Here is a 19,041-nt window from a genome sequence, read left to right as displayed (position 1 = left end):
ATGAAACAGCTGGGGAAAATCCTGTCGAACTCCTGGACGCTGGGCGTGCTGGCCGTGGCGCTGGCGATAGGCGCCGGCCATGTCGCCACTGGCACGGTGCAGATGTGGAGTTTCGTCATCATCAACATCCTGCTCGCCCAGGGCATCAATCTGCTGACCGGCATCAGCGGGCAGATCTCGCTGGGCCATGCCGGATTCTTCGCCATCGGCGCATATGCCAGCGCGATCGCGATGAAGTCCTGGGGAGTGCCGTTTCCGGTGGCGCTGTTCCTGGCAACCTTCGGGGCGGCCGCAGTCGGCCTGCTGCTGGCGGGCCCGGCGGGCCGCGTGCGCGAGTTCTACCTGGCGATGATGTCGCTGGGTTTCGGCTTGATCGTCTACGAGCTGGCGCGCGAACTGCGCGGCGTGACGGGAGGAGTGATGGGCATGCGGGGCATACCTTCGTCGCAGATCGGCACCTTGCAGATCTTCAGTTGGACCATCGATACCGTGGCCTATTTCCGCATCCTGTTGGCAGTGTTGCTGGTGGTCATGCTGATGCTGCGCAACTTCGTCAAAAGCCATTTCGGCAGGGCATTCTATGCCGTGCACGTCAGCGAAATCGCGGCGGGATCGCTGGGCATCTCCCAGGCTGCCGTCAAGCGCGCGGCCTATGCGATCAGCGGCGGCCTGGCCGGCCTGGCTGGCGGTTTCTATGCGCACATGATCGGCTACCTGACGCCGGAAAGCTTTGGCCTGATGCGGTCCATCGAGATCCTGGTGATGTCGATCGTGGGCGGGCTGGGTTCGCTGGCAGGCCAGGTGTATGGGGCGGTGCTGTTCACCTACTTGCCGCAGAAGCTCCAGGCCTTCAATGACTATCAGTACATCGTCTACGGCCTGATCCTGGTGTTCATCTTCACTTTGCTGCCCAAAGGGCTTGCCGGCCTGCTGCGCACGCAGACGCGCTACAGCAAGTTCGACCAGTTGCGCCTCGCGGCGCCGGTCGAGGCTGAGCCGCCTTTGTCGCAGCGGCAGGCCGCCGCGGGCGCCGAAAGGCAGCAAGCGCTGGTGCGGGTTGAAGACGTGGTCATGGAATTCTCGGGCCTGCGCGCGCTGGCGGGCGTGTCGCTCGAGCTGCGCGCCGGCAGCATCACCGCGCTGGTCGGGCCAAATGGTTCCGGCAAGAGCACCCTGGTCAATGTCATCAGCGGCATCTATGCGCCGACCTCGGGGCGCATTTTGTACAAGGGCCGGGACATCGCGGGCTGGCCCTCGTACAAGGTTGCGCAGGCGGGCATTACCCGTACCTTCCAGGATCCGCGCAACGTGCCCAGCTTTACCGTGCGCGAGAACATCCTGATGGGAGCCCATCGGCGCTATCGGCATGGCGCGCTGGCCGCGGCGTTCAATACCCCAGGCGCAAGGCGCGAAGAGGGCGCATTGCTGCGCCAGGTCGAAGCCTTGATGCAGGCGGCCGGGCTGGCCGGCCATGCGGACGCCATCATGAGCGAACTGCCCTATGGCATCCAGCGCCTGGCCGAGGTCGCCCGCGCCCTGGCCAGCGATCCGGAGCTGCTGCTGCTGGATGAGCCTGCCGCCGGCCTGTCGGAGGTGGAGTCGGAACACCTTATCAGGCTGGTCCGCCTGGCGCGCGACCATGGCGTGGCCATCATGATCATCGATCACCACATGGATTTCCTGGCCGAACTGGTTGAGGAGGTGGTGGTGTTCGAAGCCGGCGAGGAAATCTATCGGGGCGACATGGACGGCATGCGCGCCGACCAGGCCGTGATCCAGGCCTATCTTGGCGTTGAGGAGCCCGTCCATGCTTGAAGTCCGCAATCTGCAGGTAAGTTACGGTGCAATCGACGCCGTGCGCGGTGTCAACCTGACCGCCCGCCCCGATGGCATCACCGCATTGATCGGTGCCAACGGCGCCGGCAAATCGTCGCTGATGCGGGCGATATCCGGAGTCACGCCGATCAAGGGCGGGCAGATCCTGCTGGATGGAGAAGACATATCCCGCTTGCCGCCGCATGAACGCGCGCGGCGAGGGCTGGCTCATGCCATGGAGGGTCGGCGCATCTTCCACCAGCACACCGTCGAGGAAAATCTGATCACAGCCTGGCATTTCCGCAAACCAAAGGGAAACTTCAAGGTCGCCGTGGAACAGGTGTACGGCAATTTCCCGGTCCTGGCGCAACGCCGAACGGCGAAGGCTGGGACCCTTAGCGGGGGCCAGCAGCAGATGCTGATCCTGTCCATGGCCACTTTGCACGAACCACGTTGCGTGTTGCTGGACGAGCCCTCCCTGGGACTGGCGCCCATTGTTGTGGCGCAGATCTTCGATTTCATCAAGCAGTACTGCGCGCAGGGCGGCCGCGTGGTGCTGCTCAGCGAGCAGATGGCCAGCCTGGCGCTCAGGGTGGCGGATTTCGGCTATGTGCTCAAACACGGCAAGGCGGTCTTCGAGGGCACGCGCGACGTGCTGACGGGCAGCGCCGGCGCTGAGCTTTCCAGCGCCTATCTGGGCGCGGGCAGAACGGAATAGGCAGACATGCAGACGGAAAAGAAGGACAGGCCGCCCACGGGCGGGAGTATCGATACCGAGCTGCTGGTGTTGGGCGGTGGGCCGGGCGGCTATACAGCAGCCTTCCGCGCCGCTGACCTGGGGCTGTCGGTGACGTTGGTCGAAGATCGGCCCGGCCTCGGAGGCGTATGCCTGAATGTGGGCTGCATTCCCTCCAAGGCGCTGTTGCACGCAGCCCGCGCCCTGGAAGAGACGCGCGGCCTGCACGAGCTGGGCATCGAATTCGGCGAGCCCCGCATCCGTCTGGACAAGCTGCGACAGTGGAAAGAAGCGCTGGTCGCCAAGCTGAACGGCGGACTGGCGGGCCTGGCCCGACGGCGCAAGGTCCGTGTCGTGCACGGAAGGGGGCAATTTGCAGGACCCAACACCCTGGAGGTCGCCGGCGGCCCCTCTGTGCACTTTCGCCAGGCCATCATTGCAGTGGGTTCGCACCCCGTGCGCCTGCCGGACTGGCCGGAAGATCCGCGCATCATGGATTCGAGCGGCGCCCTGGCGCTGGCGGATGTGCCCAGGCGCCTGCTGGTGGTGGGCGGGGGCATCATTGGCATGGAACTGGCGACGGTGTACGCGGCGCTGGGCGTCCGCGTCACAGTGGTGGAGCTGACCGACGGTCTTTTGCCGGGATGCGACCGCGACCTGGTGCAGCCCCTGGCGCAGCGGGTGGCGGGCCGCTATGAGGCCATCCTGACGGGGACGCGGGTGGTGTCGGCCAGCGCCCGGGAGGATGGGGTGCACGTCGTGTTCAGCGGGCCGCAAGACGCCGGACCCCAGGTGTATGATGCCGTCTTGGTTGCGGCCGGCCGCCGGCCCAACGGGGCCAGGATCGGCGCGGATCGGGCGGGAGTCCATGTGGATGAACGCGGCTTCATACCCGTCGATGAGCGCCAGCGTACCAATGTCTCCCATATTCTTGCCATAGGCGACGTCGTCGGCGAACCGATGCTGGCGCACAAGGCGGCCTACGAGGGCAAGGTGGCGGCCGAGATCGCGGCGGGCAAGAAAGCTGCCAACGATGCCAAGGTCATTCCCGCGGTCGCTTACACGGATCCGGAAGTGGCTTGGGTAGGTTTGACCGAGACAGCCGCGCGCCGCAATGGCGTGGCGTTCGAGTCGGCCAGCTTTCCGTGGGCCGCCAGCGGCCGAGCGCTGAGCCTGGGGCGCGGCGAAGGACTCACCAAGATCCTGGTCGATCCGCAGACCCGCGCCTTGCTGGGGGTAGGCATGGTGGGGCCGCAGGCTGGCGACCTGATCGCCGAGGCGGCGCTGGCCATCGAGATGGGAGCGGAGCCCGGCGACATTGCGCTCACCATACACCCGCACCCGACCTTGTCGGAGACGCTGGCATTCGCGGCCGAGGCATACGAGGGGACGCTCACCGAGTTGTTCCTCTCCGGGAAAAAAAGTTAAATATGCGGCCGGTCCACGCAATTCACCGGGAGGGTTTGATCAGTGGCAACATGGAATAATTCGGTGCCCACGCACAAGGCGATGCACCAATTGAAGCGCGAAGCGCTGTTGCGCCAGGCGATTGCCGCATTCAACCAGAAAGGGTTCCACGCCACTTCGCTGGGAGACATCGCGACCAGCCTGGGCGTTACCAAGGCGGCGCTCTACCACTATTTTCCGAACAAGCACGCCCTGCTGTACGAGGCGTTCGCCGAGGCTTTGAGAGTGGGCTTCGAGGCCATCGAAGCGGCGGAACGCCATGGCGGCACCGGCCTGGAAAAGCTGCAGCTGGCGTTGCGCGAGTACCTGGAGGTGACGCTCAGCGAAATGAGCCGCTGCGTCATCATCACCGAGGAACACGCGCTAGAGCCCGATGACCGCGCCGAGATCGTCAAGCAGCGCGACCGCTTTGAGGCCAAGCTGCGCGCCTTCGTGCGCGAAGGGATGGAGGACGGCAGCATCATCCAGTGCGATCCCAAGCTGGCTATCTTTTCCATTTTCGGCGCGGTGAACTGGGTGCCGAAGTGGTATTCGGACGCGGGTGAATGGAACAACAAGCAGTTGGCCAAGGGCATGTCCGAACTGCTGTGCCGCTCCATCGCCAGCAAGCCGCCCGAGGCGTTCGCACCCGACATCGGCAAGATGCAGGTGGAATAGGCGCACCGCAGGGCGAAAATTTACGTTCTAATCTCGGTCTATCCAGCAAGCGCAAATACGCTGGCCGCTCCTGCGCGGCCCGCCAGACCGGGGAAAATAGAATGAGAACATCCTTGCTTTTCGTGGCCGCCCTTGTGACGGGCTGCGCCAGCGGTTCCAGCGACCTGCTGACCGAATCGAAGGTGGCCGCCATCAAGCTCAACGTCACCACCTACGAAGAGATGGTCCGGGACTACGGCCCGCCCCGGTCGCAGGGCGTCGGCCGCGATGGGCTGATGACGGCCACCTGGTTCTATTTCGACAATAGCGCCTACGGCGCGATGGACAACCAGCAGACGCTGACCGTGATCTTCAACAAGGACCGCACGGTGAAGGACTACGTGAACGCGTCCGCCGGGTCCGGCAAGAGCCGCTAGGCCGCGCAGGGGCTTCGGCCCAGGTGTTCAGAGCACCAGCTTCAGTCCGATGGCGAACATGGCCGCGGCGACGCAGCCGTCCAGCACCCGCCACGCATTGGGATTGGCGAAGATGGGCCGCAGCAGGCGCGCGCCATAGCCCAGCGCAAAGAAGAAGGCGAAGGACGCCGTGATCGCGCCCAGCGCGAAGGCGGTCTTGTGGCCGTCGTACTGGCTGGAGACCGAACCCAGCAGCACCACGGTGTCCAGGTATACGTGCGGATTGAGCCAGGTCAGGGCCAGGCAGGTCGCCAGCGCGGCGGCGCGTCCGGCGGTCTGGGTGGATGAGGGCTTGAGGCTGTCGTGGCGGGCGCGCAGCGCCGATATGAGGCTGCGCGCGGCGTAGACGAACAGGAATAGCGCGCCGCCGTAGCGCAGGGCGGGTTCCAGCCAGGGCAGTGCGCCCACGGCCAACCCGAAGCCGGCCACGCCGGCGCTGATCAGGATGGCGTCGGACAGGGCGCAGGTCAGGCAGACGGCAAAGACATGTTCCTGGCGCAGGCCTTGGCGCAGGACGAAAGCGTTTTGCGCGCCGATCGCCATGATGAGGCTCAGGCCGAGCAGGAATCCGGGAATGTAGGCGGTGGTCATCGATACCCTTCAGCGAAGGGCGAGAGACTAGCCTTTGAGGTCGGATTAGGAAAACTAATTATCCTAATCCTTATTTAGTAATCCTAACTCAGCCGTACACGTCTCGGTGGCCAGGGAGGGCCGGCGATGGCGGCACGGAGCCGGCTTGGCCCGATGCCGCCCGAAGCGAAGCGATGCTTTCAGCTGCCGCCCTGGTCGGCAGCGCGCAGGATGCCGTACAGCTTGTCCTTCAGGTGCAGTTTTTCTTTTTTGAGCACTTCAACCTCGTTGCCCGACGCCGGCTGGATGCCGGCCTCCATGTTCTTGATTTCCTGGTCCAGGTCATTGTGACGCTGGAACAGCGCGGAGAAATGCGCGTTTTCGGATTTCAGTTGGGTAATGAGGTGGCGGTATTCAGGGAACATAGGGGCCTCTTTAAAGAACCGGTTGATGGGCACTGCGGGAAACCGGGGAACCTGATGATCCATAAAGCTTTCGATTCCATGACACGCCAACCCCGCGCCGTTGTCAACCATCCGGGTGCTTGCAGTCCGTCTGAGAATTGATGTCGCGCAAGGCGCTGGCAGGGGCGTCATTCTGTCGTGCCTGATCACGTTTTATTACATGAAGATCCGTCCCCGGCGATAAACTCGCTTCCCCGTGGTCTGCCATAAATTTGAAATGAATCAGCGCGCGTCCATCCTTCGCCAAGTCTTACAGCTTTTCAAGCAGGACGGGAGGATCCATCCGGGTACGGGCATGATGAGCGGCGTGATCGCGCTGTTCCTGGCGATCCTGGCGGTCCTGGGCGTCCTGGCGTTCCATTTCCCCGCCTACCTGACCACTCCGGAGCTGCGCAGCTTCTACAACGTGGACGCGATGCGGGCCCTGCTGTTCACCGCGCTGCTGATTTCGGGCAGCATCGCGCTGGCCAATACCGTGCTGGGCCGCCAGCGCTGGCTGAACATCGCGGCCTTCGTGCTGGTCTGCGGCGCAGTGGCGGCGGGGGGCAGCAACGTGGTGGTGACCACGTCCAATACGGGCAATCATCCCTATCTGGGGCTGGATTGGTTCATCCTGGACCTGCTGGCGTCCAGCACGGTTTTCATCATTTTCGAGAAGCTGTTCCCGCTGTATCCGGGCCAGCCGGTGTTCCGCGGCGAATGGCAGGTGGACATGAAGCACTTCCTGTTCAACCACCTGTCGGTGGGGGCGGTGCTGCTGTGCATCAACTTCTTCGTGCACCGGCTGTTTTCCTGGGCGGCCTACGAACCGCTGCAGCAGGCCATCGTGTCGCTGCCTTACCTGGCAGAGCTGTTCGTGGCCGTGCTGGTGGCGGATCTGGTGCAGTACGCGGCGCACCGCGCCTATCACGAGGTGCCGTTCCTATGGCGCATCCACGCGGTGCACCACAGTACCCGTACCCTGGATTGGCTGGCCGGTTCGCGCCTGCACATCGTCGAATTGCTGATCACGCGGGTCGCGGTGCTGGGCGTGCTGTTCGCGCTGGGCTTTTCCAAGCCGGTGCTGGACGCCTACATCATCATCGTCGGCTTCCAGGCGGTGCTGATCCATTCCAACGTGAGGCTGCCCTGGGGCTGGCTGCGCTACATCATTGTGACGCCGGACTTCCACCATTGGCACCATTCCTCGGATACCGAGGCCATCGACCGCAACTACGCCGCCCACTTCTCGTTCATCGATTACGCGTTCGGCACGGCGGTGCGCGGCGTGAGCAAGCGCCTGCCCGAGAACTACGGGATCCTGGATAACGACATGCCAGGCACGTTCCTGGCGCAGCAGGCCTACCCTTTCGCCCGCAAGAAATGAAACGGCGGCGCGCCCGATGCGCGCCGCCGTGGAAGTCCGAGCCAGCCGGCCATGCGCCCGGGCGCGGCCGGCAGGGACCTTACCTGCTGCCCTTGACGGTGGAGTAGGCCGCCATCAGGTTGCGGTAGTCGGGGATGTGGTTGGAGAACAGCGTCCCCAGGCCTTCGATGTCGTTGCGCCAGTCGCGGTGCAGTTCGCAGGCCACGCCGAACCAGCTCATCAGCTGTGCGCCGGCCTGTTCCATGCGGCTCCAGGCGGCATTGCGGGTCACTTCGTTGAAGGTGCCGGACGCGTCGGTCACGACGAACACGTCAAAGCCTTCCTCCAGGGCCGACAGCGCCGGGAAGGCCACGCAGACCTCGGTGACGACGCCGGCGATGATCAACTGCTTCTTGCCGGTGGCCTTGACGGCCTTGACGAAGTCTTCGTTGTCCCAGGCGTTGATGTTGCCCGGGCGGGCGATGTAGGGCGCCTTGGGGAATTTGTCTTTCAGCTCCTGGACCAGCGGGCCGTTGGGGCCGTCTTCGAAGCTGGTGGTCAGGATGGTGGGCAGCTTGAAGTATTCGGCCAGGTCGGCCAGCGCCAGGACGTTGTTCTTGAACTGGTCGGGCTGGAAGTCCCGGACCAGGGACAGCAGGCCCACCTGGTGGTCGACCAGCAGCACCGCGGCCTGGGTCTTGTCGAGTTTCACATAGGGCTTGGTCATTGCGTACTCCATGAGGGAATTGCGCGCCCTGCGGCGCGCGGGAAACCGGGCGGACTCAACGCTGCGAGTCGAGCTGTTCGCCCTTCTTGATGACTTCCTGGGCCCGGTTGTAGCTTTCGATCAGCAACTGATAGGGCGGGAAGATCTTGGTATAGACCTCGGCCCACTTGGCCGCGTCTTCGCGGTGCCAGGTCTTTTGCAGTTCCGCCGCGACGGCGCCCGTGTCCATGGGCACGACGCCGGCCTGCACCACGCGCGCCAGCGTGATTTCCTGGGCCATCTTGCTGTAGGTGCCCGAGGCGTCGACCACCACGAAGACCTTGTAGCCCTCGGCCACCGCGCTGATGGCGGGGAACGCCATGCAGACGCTGGTGATGGTGCCGGCAATGATCAGGGTCTTGCGGCCGGTTGCCTTGACCGCGGCAACGAATTCAGGGTTGTCCCAGGCATTGATTTCGCCTTTGCGCGCGACATATTTCGCGTGCGGGGCGTTTTCATGGATTTCAGGAATCAGAGGGCCATTGGGGCCCTGCGGCACGGAAGCGGTGGTGATGACGGGCAGCTTCGCCAGGGTGGCCATCGAGGCCAGCGCGCCGGCCAGCGAGCGCAGCTCGGTCATCGGCATGTCGGCAACCGTCTGGAACAGGCCGCTCTGGTGATCGATCAGCAGCATGACGGCATCGTTGGGATCGATGACGGGGCGCTGGCCATTGAAGTTGGCGGGGACGCTCATGGTGTGCTCCTGTTGACGTGGGGCTAACCATGCTAGGAGCAACGCTGGCCGCTGGGTAGGCGGGAGAAATGGGTTTCTGCGTCCCATTCGTCGGACGCTGCGGGCGGCCCTGAAGCTACTTCAGGGTGGGCACCTTGTGGCGCACCTGCGTGTCGTGTTCGCGCTTGGCCACTTCCTGGTACTCCGAACTGAGGAAGTCCAGCAGCTCGCGCACGCCGGGCAGCAGGCCGCGGCGCGACGGAAAGATGGCGTGCACGCTGCCGGCTTCCGGCTGCCAGGGAGCGCCTACGTCCACCAGGGTGCCCGCGTCCAGTTCCTCGCGGATCATCAGCAGGGGCAGGGAGACCACGCCCACGCCGCGCAAGGCGGCCTGCTTCAGCGCCAGCATGTCGTCCGTCACCAGGCGAGGCGTGAACGGCACGACGATGCGCGCGCCGTCCGGCCCGTCCAGCCGCCAATGGGATTCGCGCTGTTCCGTACCCAGGGCCAGCGTGGGCAGCTCGCTCAGGGCGTGCGGATCCGCAGGCAGCTTGATGCTGCGCGCCAGCGCCGGGCTGGCCACCAGGCACTGGCAGCTCATGCCCAGCGGTTTCATGATGAGGTCGCTGCTCTCGATGGGACCGAAGCGCACGCGCACGGCGATGTCGAAGCCCTCGCGCAGCACGTCCACGGGGCGGCTGAAGCTCTTCAGGTAGACGTGGACCTTGGGGCAGCGGACCATGAAGCGGGCCACCAGGTCGCCCAGGAAGTAGTAGATCAGCGCGGGCGGCGCGCTCATGCGTATGGTGCCTTGCGGTTCGGCGCGGGTGCGGTCGATGACTTCCTGGGCGGCTTCCGCGCCCGCCAGCATCGACAGGCATTGCTCGTAATATTCCTGACCCAATTCGGTCACGGCGAAGCTGCGCGTGGAACGCTGGATGAGCCGCACGCCGAGCCGGTCTTCCAGCAGCGCAATGCGCCGGCTCAGGCGGGATTTTGGTATGCCCAGCGCCCGTCCCGCGGGTGCGAATCCGCCGTTCTTGACGACCTGGACGAAGTAATAGAGGTCATTCAAGTCATGCATTGCTTCCCCGCTGTTCTGAAAATAGGACGTCTAGGGGAGCATATAACGGCTGCGGCACTGTGCGGGCAGGTTTTCTTTTACATTTGAGCGTACCTTCAGGAGCCACCATGCCAGCTTCCGACCCGGCGGCGCTCGCCCGTGAAATCAAGGCGGCGCAGGACCATGCCTCTTACATCGCGCCGGTCACGGCCCGGCGTCCACGCTTCGATCTGGATGCCGCCTATGACGTGGCTGCGCGCATCCATCAGGCGCGGCTGGCGGAAGGCGCGCTGCTGGTCGGCCGCAAGATAGGCTTCACCAATGCCGCGATGTGGGCGGCGCTGGGCGTGGATTTCCCCGTGTGGGGACGCGTTTATGAACACAGCGCGGTTTATGACGACACCGGCGAAGTCCATTGCCGCCTGGGCCGCTATGTCGAGCCGCGCATCGAACCCGAGATCGTGCTGCATTTCCATTGCGCGCCGCCGCGCACGCGGGAACTGGCCGCCATATTGGAATGCGTGGATTGGATCGCCCATGGGTTCGAATTGGTGCAGTCGCACTATCCCGCCTGGCAGTTCCAGGCCGCCGATACCGTGGCGGACAACGCCTTGCACGGCGCGCTTTACATCGGGCCGCTGATGGAGCCGGCCGAGCTCGGCCCGGGCTTGATCGAACGGCTGGCGGACTTCCGGCTGGAGCTGTCCTGCAACGGCATCCGCCGTGAAACCGGTGCGGGCGCCAACGTGCTGGGCAGTCCGCTGGCGGCGCTGGCCCATCTGCTGGAGGTGCTCGGGGAGCGTCCGGCCGACGAGGCGATCCAGGCGGGCGAACTGGTCACGACCGGAACGCTGACCAAGGCATATCCGGTGCACGCGGGCGAAACATGGAGCACCACGCTGGACGGCATCGGCTTGCCGGGCCTGCGCATCGTGTTCGACGAGTGAGCCCGCGCCGGTTGCCGGCGCGCAGGGACGCTAGGCGCTGGCGCGCTGGTTCAAGGTCAGCGGAAACACTTCCTGGCGCGCGGCTGGCGCGCCGCCATTCAGGCGCTGCAGCAGCAGTTCCCCGGCGCGGGCGCCCAGCTTGCGGCTGTCCACGCCGATGGTGCTCAGGCCGGGCTCGATTTCGCGGGCGATGTCGGTATCGCCGAAACCCAGGATGGCGATGTCGCGGGGAATTGCGAGTTTGCGGTCGCGCGCCTCGAACAGCGCGCCCACCGCCAGCAGGTCGTTGGCGCAGAACACGGCGTCAAAGGCCTGGCCCATGGCGAGCAGGCGGCCCAGGGCCGCGCGTCCGTCGGCGATGGTTTGCGCATTGTCCACGGCCAGTTCGGCCACCACCTGCAGGCCCAGTCCGGCAGCGGCGGCATTGAAGCCCTGGCGCCGCAGTTCGCCGCGGCCGCCCTGGCGCGCCACGAAGGCGACGCGGCGGTAGCCGCGTTCGGCCAGATGGCGCGCTGCCATGACGCCGCCGTCATAGTTGGAAAAGCCCACCAGCATGTCGATCGGGTCGCGCGGATAGGCCCAGGTCTCCATGATGGGGATGCCCAGTTCGCGCAGCGACTGGCGGTTTTCCTCGAGCTCGATGACGCCGGTGAACAGCACCGCCGCGGGCCGCAAGGCGCGCAGCGACGCGATCATGCTGGTTTCCTTGGCGTAGGAATACGAGGTCTGTCCGACCATCAACTGGTAGCCCTGCGGCTCCAGCACTTCGGCGCAGCCCTGCACGGCCAGCGCGAACTGCTGGCTGAGGATGTTGGAGACGAACGCCGCCACCACGCTGGACTGCCCGGAGCGCAGGGCGCGCGCGTGCGGATTCGAGGCATAGCCGGTCTGCGCCACCACCTGCAGGATGCGGTCGCGCTTTTCCTGGGCCACTTTCTCGGGCTGGCGCAAGGCCCGCGACACCGTGATGGGCGATACGCCCGCCAGCCTGGCCACTTCCTCGATGCGCGGCGGCTTGGCGGGGGCGGCCGCGCGGGCGGGCGCGGCGGCGCCCTCGGGACGCACGCGCAGCACGTCGTCGTAGGTGGGGGCGGAAGGAGGCGCGGGCCGGTGGGTCATGCGATTTCTTTTGATTGTTCCGGGATCAGGCGGCAGGCGTCAGGATATCAGCCTGGCCGACGGGACGCGCAACCTGGATCAGGCTGTCGCCGGATTCGCAGTCGGTATGCAGCCGCCGCGAAATGACGATACCCGATACCCGGAAACGCAGGACTTCCTCTTCCGCGTCCAGCTGGTTGAGGTCATGGTAGTAGCCCGCGACGTCGCCCGCGCGCACGCTGGCGCCGATGTCCACCGCCGGCTCGAACCAGCCGCGCCGGGTGGCGAAGATGTTCTGTTCGTGGCTGTCCAGCTCCAGCAACTGCATGGCGGGCGCGCCGGGCTGGTGCGGGCCGAGCACGGGCGCATCGGTCACGCCCAGCTTTTGCAGCAGGTTGTCGATGGCGCGCTGGGTCGCGGCCAGCGTGGCCGGCGTCAGCGTGCCGCCGCCGCCGAACTCGCCGCTGATGCCGATCGCGCCAGCGCGCGCGGCCGCCGCCATGGAGGTGGGCGCATCGCGGCCATTGGCGGCGACGAAGGCGTGGCCCATGCCCAGCGAACCCATCAGGTCCAGCGCGCGCGCCATGCGCTCGGGCGAGTCCTGGCGTTCGATCAGGGCGGTGGGCAGGTGCGCCATCGAGGTGCCGCCGGAATGGATGTCGAACACCACGTCGTGGCGCGGGAACAGTTCGTGTTCGAGGAAGTGCGCCAGGCGTTCGGTCGGGGTGCCGCCGGGTTCGCCGGGAAAGGCGCGATTGAGGTTGCCGTTGTCCAGCGGAGAGCGCCGCCGCGCCGCCATCACGGCTGGCAGGTTGGCCAGCGGCAGGATGGTGACTTCGCCGCGCATGCGGGAGGGATCCAGGCGGCGGATCAGCCGGCCCAGGGCGACTTCGCCTTCGTACTCGTCGCCATGGTTGCCCGCCATGAGCAGCACGCGCGGGCCGCTGCCGTTGCGGATGCGGCAGATGGGCGTCTTGATCTGGTAGTAGGGCGAACGGTCTACCGAGTAGGGGGTGCCCAGGAAACTGAGCGCCTTGCCGTCGGCATCGAAATCTATGTCGTGAAACAGGCCGGTATGCATGGGGAGATACAACAGCGCCGCGCGAGGCGGCGCGAAGAGGGATCGGAAGGCTGCAGCAAAGCGCGCTTAGCGCAGCGCGGCGACCGCGGTCATTTCGACCCGCAGGTCGGGGTCGGCCAGGCGGGCTTCGACGCAGGCGCGGGCCGGCGGATTGGCGGGGTCGACCCAGGCGTCGTAGACGCGGTTCATGGCGTCGAAGTCGCCGATGGCGGGCAGGAACACGTCCACGGCCAGCAGGCGCGATTTGTCGCTGCCGGCTTCGGCCAGCAGCGCTTCGATCTTGGCCAGCACTTCGCGGGTCTGCGATTCGAGCGAGCCCTGGCGATTGTCGGCCACCTGGCCGGCGATGAACACGAAGCCGTTGTACGAGACGGCCTGGCTCATGCGCGAGCCGGATTTGTAGCGTTTGATCATGCGAGTCCTTTGTTGGGGCCGATTACATCTGCGGCAGGGTCTGGGCTTCCTTGAACCATTTTTGCTGCAGGGCCGGCAGCTTGCCGTTCAGGCGGTTGGTGAAGAGGAAGGTATTGATCCAGTTCAGCAGGTTCTGCTGGCCCTGCTGCACGGCGGCATGCGCGGGCGATTGGCGGATCAGGAACTTGAGTTCGGGCGCCTTCGCGGCGTTGTCCTCGGCCACCTTGAGCGCGATGGCGCTGTTCTCGGCGAACGATTCCGACTGCCCGGCCAGGTAGGCGGCCACGGCCGAAGGCGTGTCCTCGAAGCGCACCAGCTTGGCGCCCGGCGCGTTGTCGGTGAGCCAGATGTCCAGCGTGGAGCCCTTGGCGACCGCGATGCTGTGGCCCTTCAATTCGTCCACCGTTTTGGCTTGCGGCATGCTGGCGCCGCCGTAGACGCCCAGGTTCACCGCGGCATAGGGCTGCGAGAACATGACCTGCTGGGCGCGTTCCGGCGTGGCGCCGGCGGCCGCGATCAGCACGTCGACCTTGCCGGCCAGCAGGCTGGGAATGCGGCTGGCGCCGGTGACCTGCACCAGCTCCAGCTTCACGCCCATGTCGGCGGCCATGAGTTTGGCCAGGTCGATGTCCAGGCCCGCGGCCTCGCCCTTGGCGTCCTTGAAGCCCCAGGGCGCGGCGTCCATCAGCACGCCCACGCGCAGCTTGCCCGCGCCCAGCACGTCCTGCAGTTTGTCGGCGGCCGAGGCGGGCGCGGCCAGGGAGAGACAGACGGCCGCGGCGGCGGCCAGCTTGGCGAACAGTTTCATGCAATGACTCCAGGAGCGGATGGTTCAGTGGGTGGACGGCGCGGCCGTGCCGATGAATTGGCGCAGCTCGGGGGTTTGGGGATTGGCGAAGAGTTCGGCGGGCGGGCCTTGTTCCCAGACGCGGCCCTGGTGCATGAACACGACCTTGGACGCAACGTTGCGGGCGAAGGCCATTTCATGCGTCACCAGCACCATGGTCATGCCCTGGCGCGCCATGTCTTCCATGACCTTCAGCACTTCGCCCACCAGTTCCGGGTCCAGCGCCGAGGTGACCTCGTCGAACAGCATCAGTTGCGGCGCCATGGCCAGGCAGCGCGCGATCGCCACGCGCTGCTGCTGGCCGCCCGACAGCAGGGCCGGATAGGCGTCGATCTTTTCAGCCAGGCCGACGCGGCGCAGCACGTCCAGCGCCAGCGCGCGGCCCTGCGACTTCGCGATCTTGCCGTTGAGCGTGGGCGCCAGCGTGATGTTGCGCTCCACGTTCAGGTGCGGAAACAGGTTGAACTGCTGGAACACGATGCCCACGCGCTGGCGGAACTGGCGCAGGCCGGGCATGCTGGCGTGGATACGTTCGCCGCCGATGCGGATGTCGCCGTCGTCCACCGTCTCCAGCGCGTTCAGGCAGCGCAGCAGGGTGGACTTGCCCGAGCCGGAGCGGCCGATGATGGTGACGATCTCGCCTTCATTGACTTCAAGGGAGACGCCGTTGAGCACCGCGTTGGCGCCGAAACGTTTGTGGATGTTGGAGACTTCAACGAGCGCCATGGAAGCGGCCCTCCAGGTTACGGGCCCACATCGTCAGGGGCAGGCACGCCGCGAAGTACAGCAACGCGACGCAGGAATAGACCAGCAGGGGCTGGAAGGTGGCGGCGCTGGCGATCTGTCCGGCGCGCGCCAGTTCGACAAAGCCCACCACCGAAGCCAGCGAGGTGCCCTTGACGAGCTGCACCAGGAAGCCCACGGTGGGCGGCAGCGACAGGCGGAACGCCTGCGGCGCGATCACATGGCGAAACTGGTGCCACTTGGACAGACCCAGGCAGGCGGCCGCTTCCCATTGCTCGTGCTTCACGGCCTGGATGCCGCCGTACCAGATCTGGCCCAGGAAGGCCGCCGTGTAGATGATGAAGGCGACGCTGACGGCGGTCAGCGCGGGCACTTCGATGCCCAGGAACACCGGCATGCCGAAGTAGAAGAACATCAGCAGGCCCAGGAGCGGCACGCCCTGGACCAGTTGCTGCATGGCCGCGGCCAGCCAGCGCAGCGGCGCCGAACGGTGGCCGCGCAGCAGCGCCAGCCCCAGGCCCAGCGGCGCGCCGATGGCCAGCGCAATCAGCACCAGGGCCACGGTCCATTGCAGCGCGCTGAGCAGGGAGGCGAAATCACTCAGGGTAAATGTACGCATGCTCGCGACTCCTAGCGGCGCACGGGCCAGGTGAAGGCCAGGCTGCCGGCCAGGGCCAGCAGCGCCTTGGTGATCAGCACCAGCGTGAAATAGATGCCGCAGATCACCGCATAGACTTCAAAGCTGCGGTAGGTGCGGCTTTCGATGAAGCTGCCGGCATGGAACAGATCCTCGGCCGATACCTGCGAGGCCAGCGAGGTGCCCAGCAGCAGGATGACCAGCTGCGTGCCCAGCGCGGGGTAGACGTTGCGCAGGGCGGGCGCCAGCACGATGTGGCGGTACACCTGCCAGGTGCTCAGGCCCAGGCAATGGCCGGCCTCGATCTGGCTGCGCGGAATGGAATCCAGGCCGGCGCGCAGGATCTCGATGGCGTAGGCCCCGAAATACAGGCTGAGCGCCAGCGCCGCGGCCACGAAGGGGGGCATGCGCAGGCCCAGACCCGGCAGGATGAAGAACACGACGAACAGCTGGATCAGCGACGGCGTGTTGCGGAACACCTCGACATAGGCGCGCAACGCCAGCTTGACCGGCTTGGGGCCATGGCGCGTCAGCAGGGCGCCGGCCAGGCCGATGGCCAGCCCGGCGATCACGGCGATGACGGTCAGCTCCAGCGTGACCTGGATGCCGTCCCAGAGCTGTTCGCGGTAGCGCCAGATCTGTTGGAAGTTCAGCTGTTGCATGGCTTATCCGAAGAACGTGCGGTAGGCCGACTGCACGCGGCCGTCGGCGTCCAGGCCGAAGAAAACGCGCCAGCGGTCCAGACAGGTGCAGGGATGCGAAATGCCGAACTCGATCACGTCGCCCGGCGCCAGTTCGCTGTCCGGCGCGATGGCCAGGAAGGCGTGCTGGTCGTTGAGCCGCGTGACGCGGGCTTGCGTGTCCCAGCCGGGCAGGGCCGCGCCGCCGCGGAAGGCGGCCAGCGGCGCGGGCAGGTCCTGGTCGTAGGACACGTCGCGCATGCCGAAGCCGCAGATCGCCAGGCCCGGTTCCGGTCGCGACAGGACTTCGCCCCACAGGCGCAGGGCCGGCCGGAAGTCGGTGGCGGCGTTGCGCGCCTGGCCGTCGACCAGGAAGCCCGCGCGGGCGTCCATGGCCTGCAGCGCGCGCTGATAGGTGCCATGGTCATGGAAGAAGATGGCGCCGCTGCGCAGCACCAGCTGGGCATTGCCGTCCTCGGACAGCCAGCCCTTGGCCGCCTGAGTGACATGGTCGAAGAAGGCCGAGCCGCCCGCGGTGAACACCAGAGGCGCGTGCGGCGCCAGCGCGCGCACTTCCTTGAACGCACGGGCGGCGCGCTCCATCAGCGCGGCGATATTGCTGGCGGTGAGCGCCGCGTCCGAGCTGGCGACGGCGCCTTCGTAGGTGGCCACGCCCGCCAGCGCGAGCTTGTCGCCCTGCTCACGGATCGCGGCCAGGATGGCTGCGACCGCGGCATCGTCGCGCGCGCCCGCGCGGCCGCCGCCGACTTCCACCAGCACCTCCACGGGCCGGCCGGCTTCAGCGGCCGCGGCGGCCAGCGAACGCACGGTGTCGGCGGAGTCCGCGAATGCCAGCAGGCGCGCATGGGGGTAGCCGGCAAGCAGCTTGCCCAGGCGGGCGCCGCTGGCCGCGCCGCCGATCTCATTGCCCAGCATCAGGCGGGTTACGCCTGCGCGCAGCAGCACGGCGGCCTGCTGCAGGTTGGCGACGGTGGCGCCCCAGGCGCCGGCATCGAGCAGGCGCTGCACGATCTGCGGCGACATCGGCGTCTTGGCATGCGGCGCCAGCGCCGCGCCGTGGCTGCGGGCGTACTGGAAGATCTGCTCGACGTTATGGGCGAAGGCGGCCTCATCCAGCGTCAGGACGGGCAGGGCCATGTTGCCGCTCCTGGGCTGCCAGCCCCGGGCCGCCACGCCGCGCAGCGGGACGGCGGGCTCGCCCGGAGGAATGCCCCGGTAGGTATCGTCCAGTGGAGTATCGAGCAGGGTTTCCAGGAAGGGATTCATGTGGCCGCCGAAGAAAGATCAGGGTTATGACAACGTTGTCATTTGATGGCGGCAGTCTAATGGTAACGTTGTCAAATTAGGATTAGGGCAATCCCCTAGGGATGCCCGACCGGCGGCTCAGGCCGGCGCCGACGCGGTTTCGTCCTTCCAGCGCTGCTTGTCGCGCAAGGGCGGCGAACCGAACAGGCGGCTGTATTCGCGGCTGAACTGCGACGAGCTTTCGTAGCCCACGGAATGGGCCGCCAGCGCTACGCCCGCGTCATCGGTCAGCATCAGGCGCCGCGCTTCCTGCAGGCGCAGGTGCTTCTGGTATTGCAGCGGGCTCATGGCGGTGGCTTGCTTGAAATGATGGTGCAGCGAAGACACGCTCATGTGCACGTCGCGCGCGATTTCTTCCACGCGCAGGGGCTGGGCATAGTTGTCGCGCAGGATGCGGATGGCCTTGGCCACGCGGTTGAGCTGGCTGTCCTGCAGCACCGATTGGCGCAGCACCGCGCCCTGGCCGTTCATCAGCAGGCGGTACAGCAGCTCGCGCTTGACCAGGGGCGCCAGGATGGGAATGTCGCGCGGCGTGTCCAGCAGGCGCAACAGGCGCAGCACCGCGTCCAGCAGCGCGCCGCCCAGCGGATTGACGCAAAGCGCGCGCGCGGCCTCGGCTGGCGGCTGCGGCGGCAGGCTTTCGTCGCTGATCAGCGAGGTGATCTCCTCCACGTTCAGCTCCAGCCGCAAGCCCAGATAGGGCAGGGTCGGGCTGGCGACGGACACCTTGGCCACGACCGGCAGATCCACCGAGGAAATCAGGTAATGGAAGGGGTCGTACTCGTAGGCATCGTCGCCGATGAGCAAGCGCTTGGAACCCTGGGCGATGACGCCCAGCGCGGCCTTCTGCAGTCCGGGCTTGGCGCCGGTGGGCTGCGAAATGCGGTGCAGGAACAGGCCCTCGATGGGCGTGTCCAGCGAACCCTCCAGGTCGCCGGTCATGCGTTCCAGCGTGCAGAGCAGTTCGCGCCGCGCCGGCTCATAGGCGACGTCCAGGGGCGGGACGGCGACTCTGGCGGCAAGTGCGGATGTGATGGTCATGGGGGCTCCCGTGGCGCGCCGTGCCGGATGGGCGTTGGCGGCAGAAAGTCGGAGGATTGGGTGGCTTTCAGTTTATGCCTAAGCTTGCCTGCATCCAGGCTGCGGCGCTTTTCATGGAGAAATGGGCAGAAAATTCGGAGGAATGAGCGGCCAGGCGCTGCAGACTGGCCAGTGCTGCAGGATTGGGCAAAAAAAGGGCAGGATCAAGCAGCGTC

21 protein-coding genes are annotated in these 19,041 nt (G+C 66.2%); 7 read left to right on the top strand and 14 right to left on the bottom strand.

What is annotated here, in order from left to right:
- The 5 genes from IB258_RS24735 to IB258_RS24715 all read left to right on the top strand — a co-directional run bounded on the left by IB258_RS24735 (window position 1) and on the right by IB258_RS24715 (window position 5,091).
- Window positions 1-1,815, top strand: coding sequence for an ATP-binding cassette domain-containing protein (locus IB258_RS24735; protein ID WP_192353332.1), 1,815 nt, complete (start codon window positions 1-3; stop codon window positions 1,813-1,815).
- Window positions 1,808-2,533: an ABC transporter ATP-binding protein gene (locus IB258_RS24730; RefSeq protein WP_192353331.1), complete on the top strand. Its 726-nt coding sequence runs from the start codon at window positions 1,808-1,810 to the stop codon at window positions 2,531-2,533. The genes IB258_RS24735 and IB258_RS24730 overlap by 8 nt, the downstream gene beginning before the upstream one ends.
- Before the next feature lie 6 nt (window positions 2,534-2,539).
- On the top strand, window positions 2,540-3,979 hold the full coding sequence (lpdA, locus tag IB258_RS24725; RefSeq protein WP_192353330.1) for a dihydrolipoyl dehydrogenase: 1,440 nt from the start codon (window positions 2,540-2,542) through the stop codon (window positions 3,977-3,979).
- Window positions 3,980-4,021: 42 nt separating this feature from the next.
- A complete protein-coding gene (locus tag IB258_RS24720) occupies window positions 4,022-4,675 on the top strand; it encodes a TetR/AcrR family transcriptional regulator (RefSeq protein WP_054457843.1) in 654 nt (217 codons plus the stop codon).
- Window positions 4,676-4,776: 101 nt separating this feature from the next.
- A complete protein-coding gene (locus IB258_RS24715; protein WP_192353329.1) occupies window positions 4,777-5,091 on the top strand; it encodes a hypothetical protein in 315 nt (104 codons plus the stop codon).
- 27 nt (window positions 5,092-5,118) lie between these two features.
- On the opposite strand, the gene IB258_RS24710 is transcribed toward IB258_RS24715, so the two are convergent.
- Together IB258_RS24710 and IB258_RS24705 are read right to left on the bottom strand one after the other, a co-directional pair.
- Window positions 5,119-5,721 (bottom strand): LysE/ArgO family amino acid transporter, encoded by a 603-nt coding sequence (locus IB258_RS24710; protein WP_054457841.1) that lies wholly within the window; start codon window positions 5,719-5,721, stop codon window positions 5,119-5,121.
- Between the two features lie 179 nt (window positions 5,722-5,900).
- Window positions 5,901-6,125 (bottom strand): YdcH family protein, encoded by a 225-nt coding sequence (locus tag IB258_RS24705; protein WP_013395499.1) that lies wholly within the window; start codon window positions 6,123-6,125, stop codon window positions 5,901-5,903.
- Between the two features lie 256 nt (window positions 6,126-6,381).
- On the opposite strand from IB258_RS24705, the gene IB258_RS24700 reads away from it, so the two are divergent.
- Window positions 6,382-7,530 (top strand): sterol desaturase family protein, encoded by a 1,149-nt coding sequence (locus tag IB258_RS24700; RefSeq protein WP_175181995.1) that lies wholly within the window; start codon window positions 6,382-6,384, stop codon window positions 7,528-7,530.
- 79 nt (window positions 7,531-7,609) lie between these two features.
- Here the strand turns inward: IB258_RS24700 and ycaC are convergent, their stop codons facing one another.
- The 3 genes from ycaC to IB258_RS24685 all read right to left on the bottom strand — a co-directional run bounded on the left by ycaC (window position 7,610) and on the right by IB258_RS24685 (window position 10,032).
- Window positions 7,610-8,236 carry an isochorismate family cysteine hydrolase YcaC gene (gene ycaC, locus IB258_RS24695; protein ID WP_054457839.1) on the bottom strand — a complete coding sequence of 209 codons (627 nt, stop codon included), beginning with the start codon at window positions 8,234-8,236 and terminating at the stop codon, window positions 7,610-7,612.
- Between the two features lie 55 nt (window positions 8,237-8,291).
- Window positions 8,292-8,969: a hydrolase gene (locus IB258_RS24690; RefSeq protein ID WP_054457838.1), complete on the bottom strand. Its 678-nt coding sequence runs from the start codon at window positions 8,967-8,969 to the stop codon at window positions 8,292-8,294.
- 115 nt (window positions 8,970-9,084) lie between these two features.
- A complete protein-coding gene (locus IB258_RS24685) occupies window positions 9,085-10,032 on the bottom strand; it encodes a LysR substrate-binding domain-containing protein (protein ID WP_054457837.1) in 948 nt (315 codons plus the stop codon).
- 107 nt (window positions 10,033-10,139) lie between these two features.
- Between IB258_RS24685 and IB258_RS24680 the strand changes: the two genes are divergently transcribed.
- Window positions 10,140-10,958 (top strand): 2-keto-4-pentenoate hydratase, encoded by an 819-nt coding sequence (locus IB258_RS24680; RefSeq protein ID WP_192353328.1) that lies wholly within the window; start codon window positions 10,140-10,142, stop codon window positions 10,956-10,958.
- A gap of 30 nt (window positions 10,959-10,988) precedes the next feature.
- Here IB258_RS24680 and IB258_RS24675 read toward each other — a convergent pair whose 3' ends face one another.
- The 9 genes from IB258_RS24675 to IB258_RS24635 form a co-directional block, all read right to left on the bottom strand.
- Window positions 10,989-12,077 (bottom strand): LacI family DNA-binding transcriptional regulator, encoded by a 1,089-nt coding sequence (locus tag IB258_RS24675; protein WP_054457835.1) that lies wholly within the window; start codon window positions 12,075-12,077, stop codon window positions 10,989-10,991.
- A gap of 25 nt (window positions 12,078-12,102) precedes the next feature.
- Complete coding sequence (locus tag IB258_RS24670; RefSeq protein WP_054457834.1) at window positions 12,103-13,137, bottom strand: succinylglutamate desuccinylase/aspartoacylase family protein; 1,035 nt, start codon at window positions 13,135-13,137, stop codon at window positions 12,103-12,105.
- Between the two features lie 66 nt (window positions 13,138-13,203).
- Window positions 13,204-13,551 (bottom strand): RidA family protein, encoded by a 348-nt coding sequence (locus IB258_RS24665; protein WP_054457833.1) that lies wholly within the window; start codon window positions 13,549-13,551, stop codon window positions 13,204-13,206.
- 22 nt (window positions 13,552-13,573) lie between these two features.
- Complete coding sequence (locus IB258_RS24660; RefSeq protein WP_059379547.1) at window positions 13,574-14,359, bottom strand: transporter substrate-binding domain-containing protein; 786 nt, start codon at window positions 14,357-14,359, stop codon at window positions 13,574-13,576.
- 24 nt (window positions 14,360-14,383) lie between these two features.
- On the bottom strand, window positions 14,384-15,124 hold the full coding sequence (locus tag IB258_RS24655; protein ID WP_119450640.1) for an amino acid ABC transporter ATP-binding protein: 741 nt from the start codon (window positions 15,122-15,124) through the stop codon (window positions 14,384-14,386).
- Window positions 15,111-15,761 (bottom strand): amino acid ABC transporter permease, encoded by a 651-nt coding sequence (locus tag IB258_RS24650; RefSeq protein WP_054457830.1) that lies wholly within the window; start codon window positions 15,759-15,761, stop codon window positions 15,111-15,113. Before IB258_RS24650 ends, IB258_RS24655 begins: the two co-directional genes overlap by 14 nt.
- Window positions 15,762-15,772: 11 nt before the next feature.
- Window positions 15,773-16,441, bottom strand: coding sequence for an amino acid ABC transporter permease (locus IB258_RS24645; RefSeq protein ID WP_175181996.1), 669 nt, complete (start codon window positions 16,439-16,441; stop codon window positions 15,773-15,775).
- A gap of 3 nt (window positions 16,442-16,444) precedes the next feature.
- The gene (locus IB258_RS24640) at window positions 16,445-17,746 is read right to left on the bottom strand and encodes an alanine racemase (RefSeq protein WP_192353327.1); all 1,302 of its coding nucleotides are present in this window, start codon (window positions 17,744-17,746) and stop codon (window positions 16,445-16,447) included.
- Window positions 17,747-17,863: 117 nt separating this feature from the next.
- Window positions 17,864-18,826 carry an AraC family transcriptional regulator gene (locus IB258_RS24635; RefSeq protein ID WP_054457828.1) on the bottom strand — a complete coding sequence of 321 codons (963 nt, stop codon included), beginning with the start codon at window positions 18,824-18,826 and terminating at the stop codon, window positions 17,864-17,866.
- Between the last annotated feature and the right edge of the window lie 215 nt (window positions 18,827-19,041).

The organism is Achromobacter sp. ACM02 (genome assembly GCF_014851605.1).
Lineage (GTDB): Bacteria > Pseudomonadota > Gammaproteobacteria > Burkholderiales > Burkholderiaceae_B > Achromobacter > Achromobacter aegrifaciens.
Note: the sequence above shows the minus strand (reverse complement) of the source record. Positions and strands in the feature narration are given on the sequence as shown.

Excerpts from the sequence above, each read along its gene's own strand:
- IB258_RS24670 (WP_054457834.1), bottom strand. The coding sequence starts at position 13,137 with ATGCATACCGGCCTGTTTCACGACATAGATTTCGATGCCGACGGCAAG.
- IB258_RS24705 (WP_013395499.1), bottom strand. The coding sequence starts at position 6,125 with ATGTTCCCTGAATACCGCCACCTCATTACCCAACTGAAATCCGAAAAC.
- IB258_RS24680 (WP_192353328.1), top strand. The coding sequence starts at position 10,140 with ATGCCAGCTTCCGACCCGGCGGCGCTCGCCCGTGAAATCAAGGCGGCG.
- IB258_RS24655 (WP_119450640.1), bottom strand. The coding sequence starts at position 15,124 with ATGGCGCTCGTTGAAGTCTCCAACATCCACAAACGTTTCGGCGCCAAC.
- IB258_RS24735 (WP_192353332.1), top strand. The coding sequence starts at position 1 with ATGAAACAGCTGGGGAAAATCCTGTCGAACTCCTGGACGCTGGGCGTG.
- IB258_RS24650 (WP_054457830.1), bottom strand. The coding sequence starts at position 15,761 with ATGCGTACATTTACCCTGAGTGATTTCGCCTCCCTGCTCAGCGCGCTG.
- IB258_RS24715 (WP_192353329.1), top strand. The coding sequence starts at position 4,777 with ATGAGAACATCCTTGCTTTTCGTGGCCGCCCTTGTGACGGGCTGCGCC.
- IB258_RS24710 (WP_054457841.1), bottom strand. The coding sequence starts at position 5,721 with ATGACCACCGCCTACATTCCCGGATTCCTGCTCGGCCTGAGCCTCATC.
- IB258_RS24665 (WP_054457833.1), bottom strand. The coding sequence starts at position 13,551 with ATGATCAAACGCTACAAATCCGGCTCGCGCATGAGCCAGGCCGTCTCG.
- IB258_RS24700 (WP_175181995.1), top strand. The coding sequence starts at position 6,382 with ATGAATCAGCGCGCGTCCATCCTTCGCCAAGTCTTACAGCTTTTCAAG.
- IB258_RS24645 (WP_175181996.1), bottom strand. The coding sequence starts at position 16,441 with ATGCAACAGCTGAACTTCCAACAGATCTGGCGCTACCGCGAACAGCTC.
- IB258_RS24685 (WP_054457837.1), bottom strand. The coding sequence starts at position 10,032 with ATGCATGACTTGAATGACCTCTATTACTTCGTCCAGGTCGTCAAGAAC.
- IB258_RS24730 (WP_192353331.1), top strand. The coding sequence starts at position 1,808 with ATGCTTGAAGTCCGCAATCTGCAGGTAAGTTACGGTGCAATCGACGCC.
- lpdA (WP_192353330.1), top strand. The coding sequence starts at position 2,540 with ATGCAGACGGAAAAGAAGGACAGGCCGCCCACGGGCGGGAGTATCGAT.
- IB258_RS24635 (WP_054457828.1), bottom strand. The coding sequence starts at position 18,826 with ATGACCATCACATCCGCACTTGCCGCCAGAGTCGCCGTCCCGCCCCTG.
- IB258_RS24690 (WP_054457838.1), bottom strand. The coding sequence starts at position 8,969 with ATGAGCGTCCCCGCCAACTTCAATGGCCAGCGCCCCGTCATCGATCCC.
- IB258_RS24660 (WP_059379547.1), bottom strand. The coding sequence starts at position 14,359 with ATGAAACTGTTCGCCAAGCTGGCCGCCGCCGCGGCCGTCTGTCTCTCC.
- IB258_RS24640 (WP_192353327.1), bottom strand. The coding sequence starts at position 17,746 with ATGAATCCCTTCCTGGAAACCCTGCTCGATACTCCACTGGACGATACC.
- ycaC (WP_054457839.1), bottom strand. The coding sequence starts at position 8,236 with ATGACCAAGCCCTATGTGAAACTCGACAAGACCCAGGCCGCGGTGCTG.
- IB258_RS24675 (WP_054457835.1), bottom strand. The coding sequence starts at position 12,077 with ATGACCCACCGGCCCGCGCCTCCTTCCGCCCCCACCTACGACGACGTG.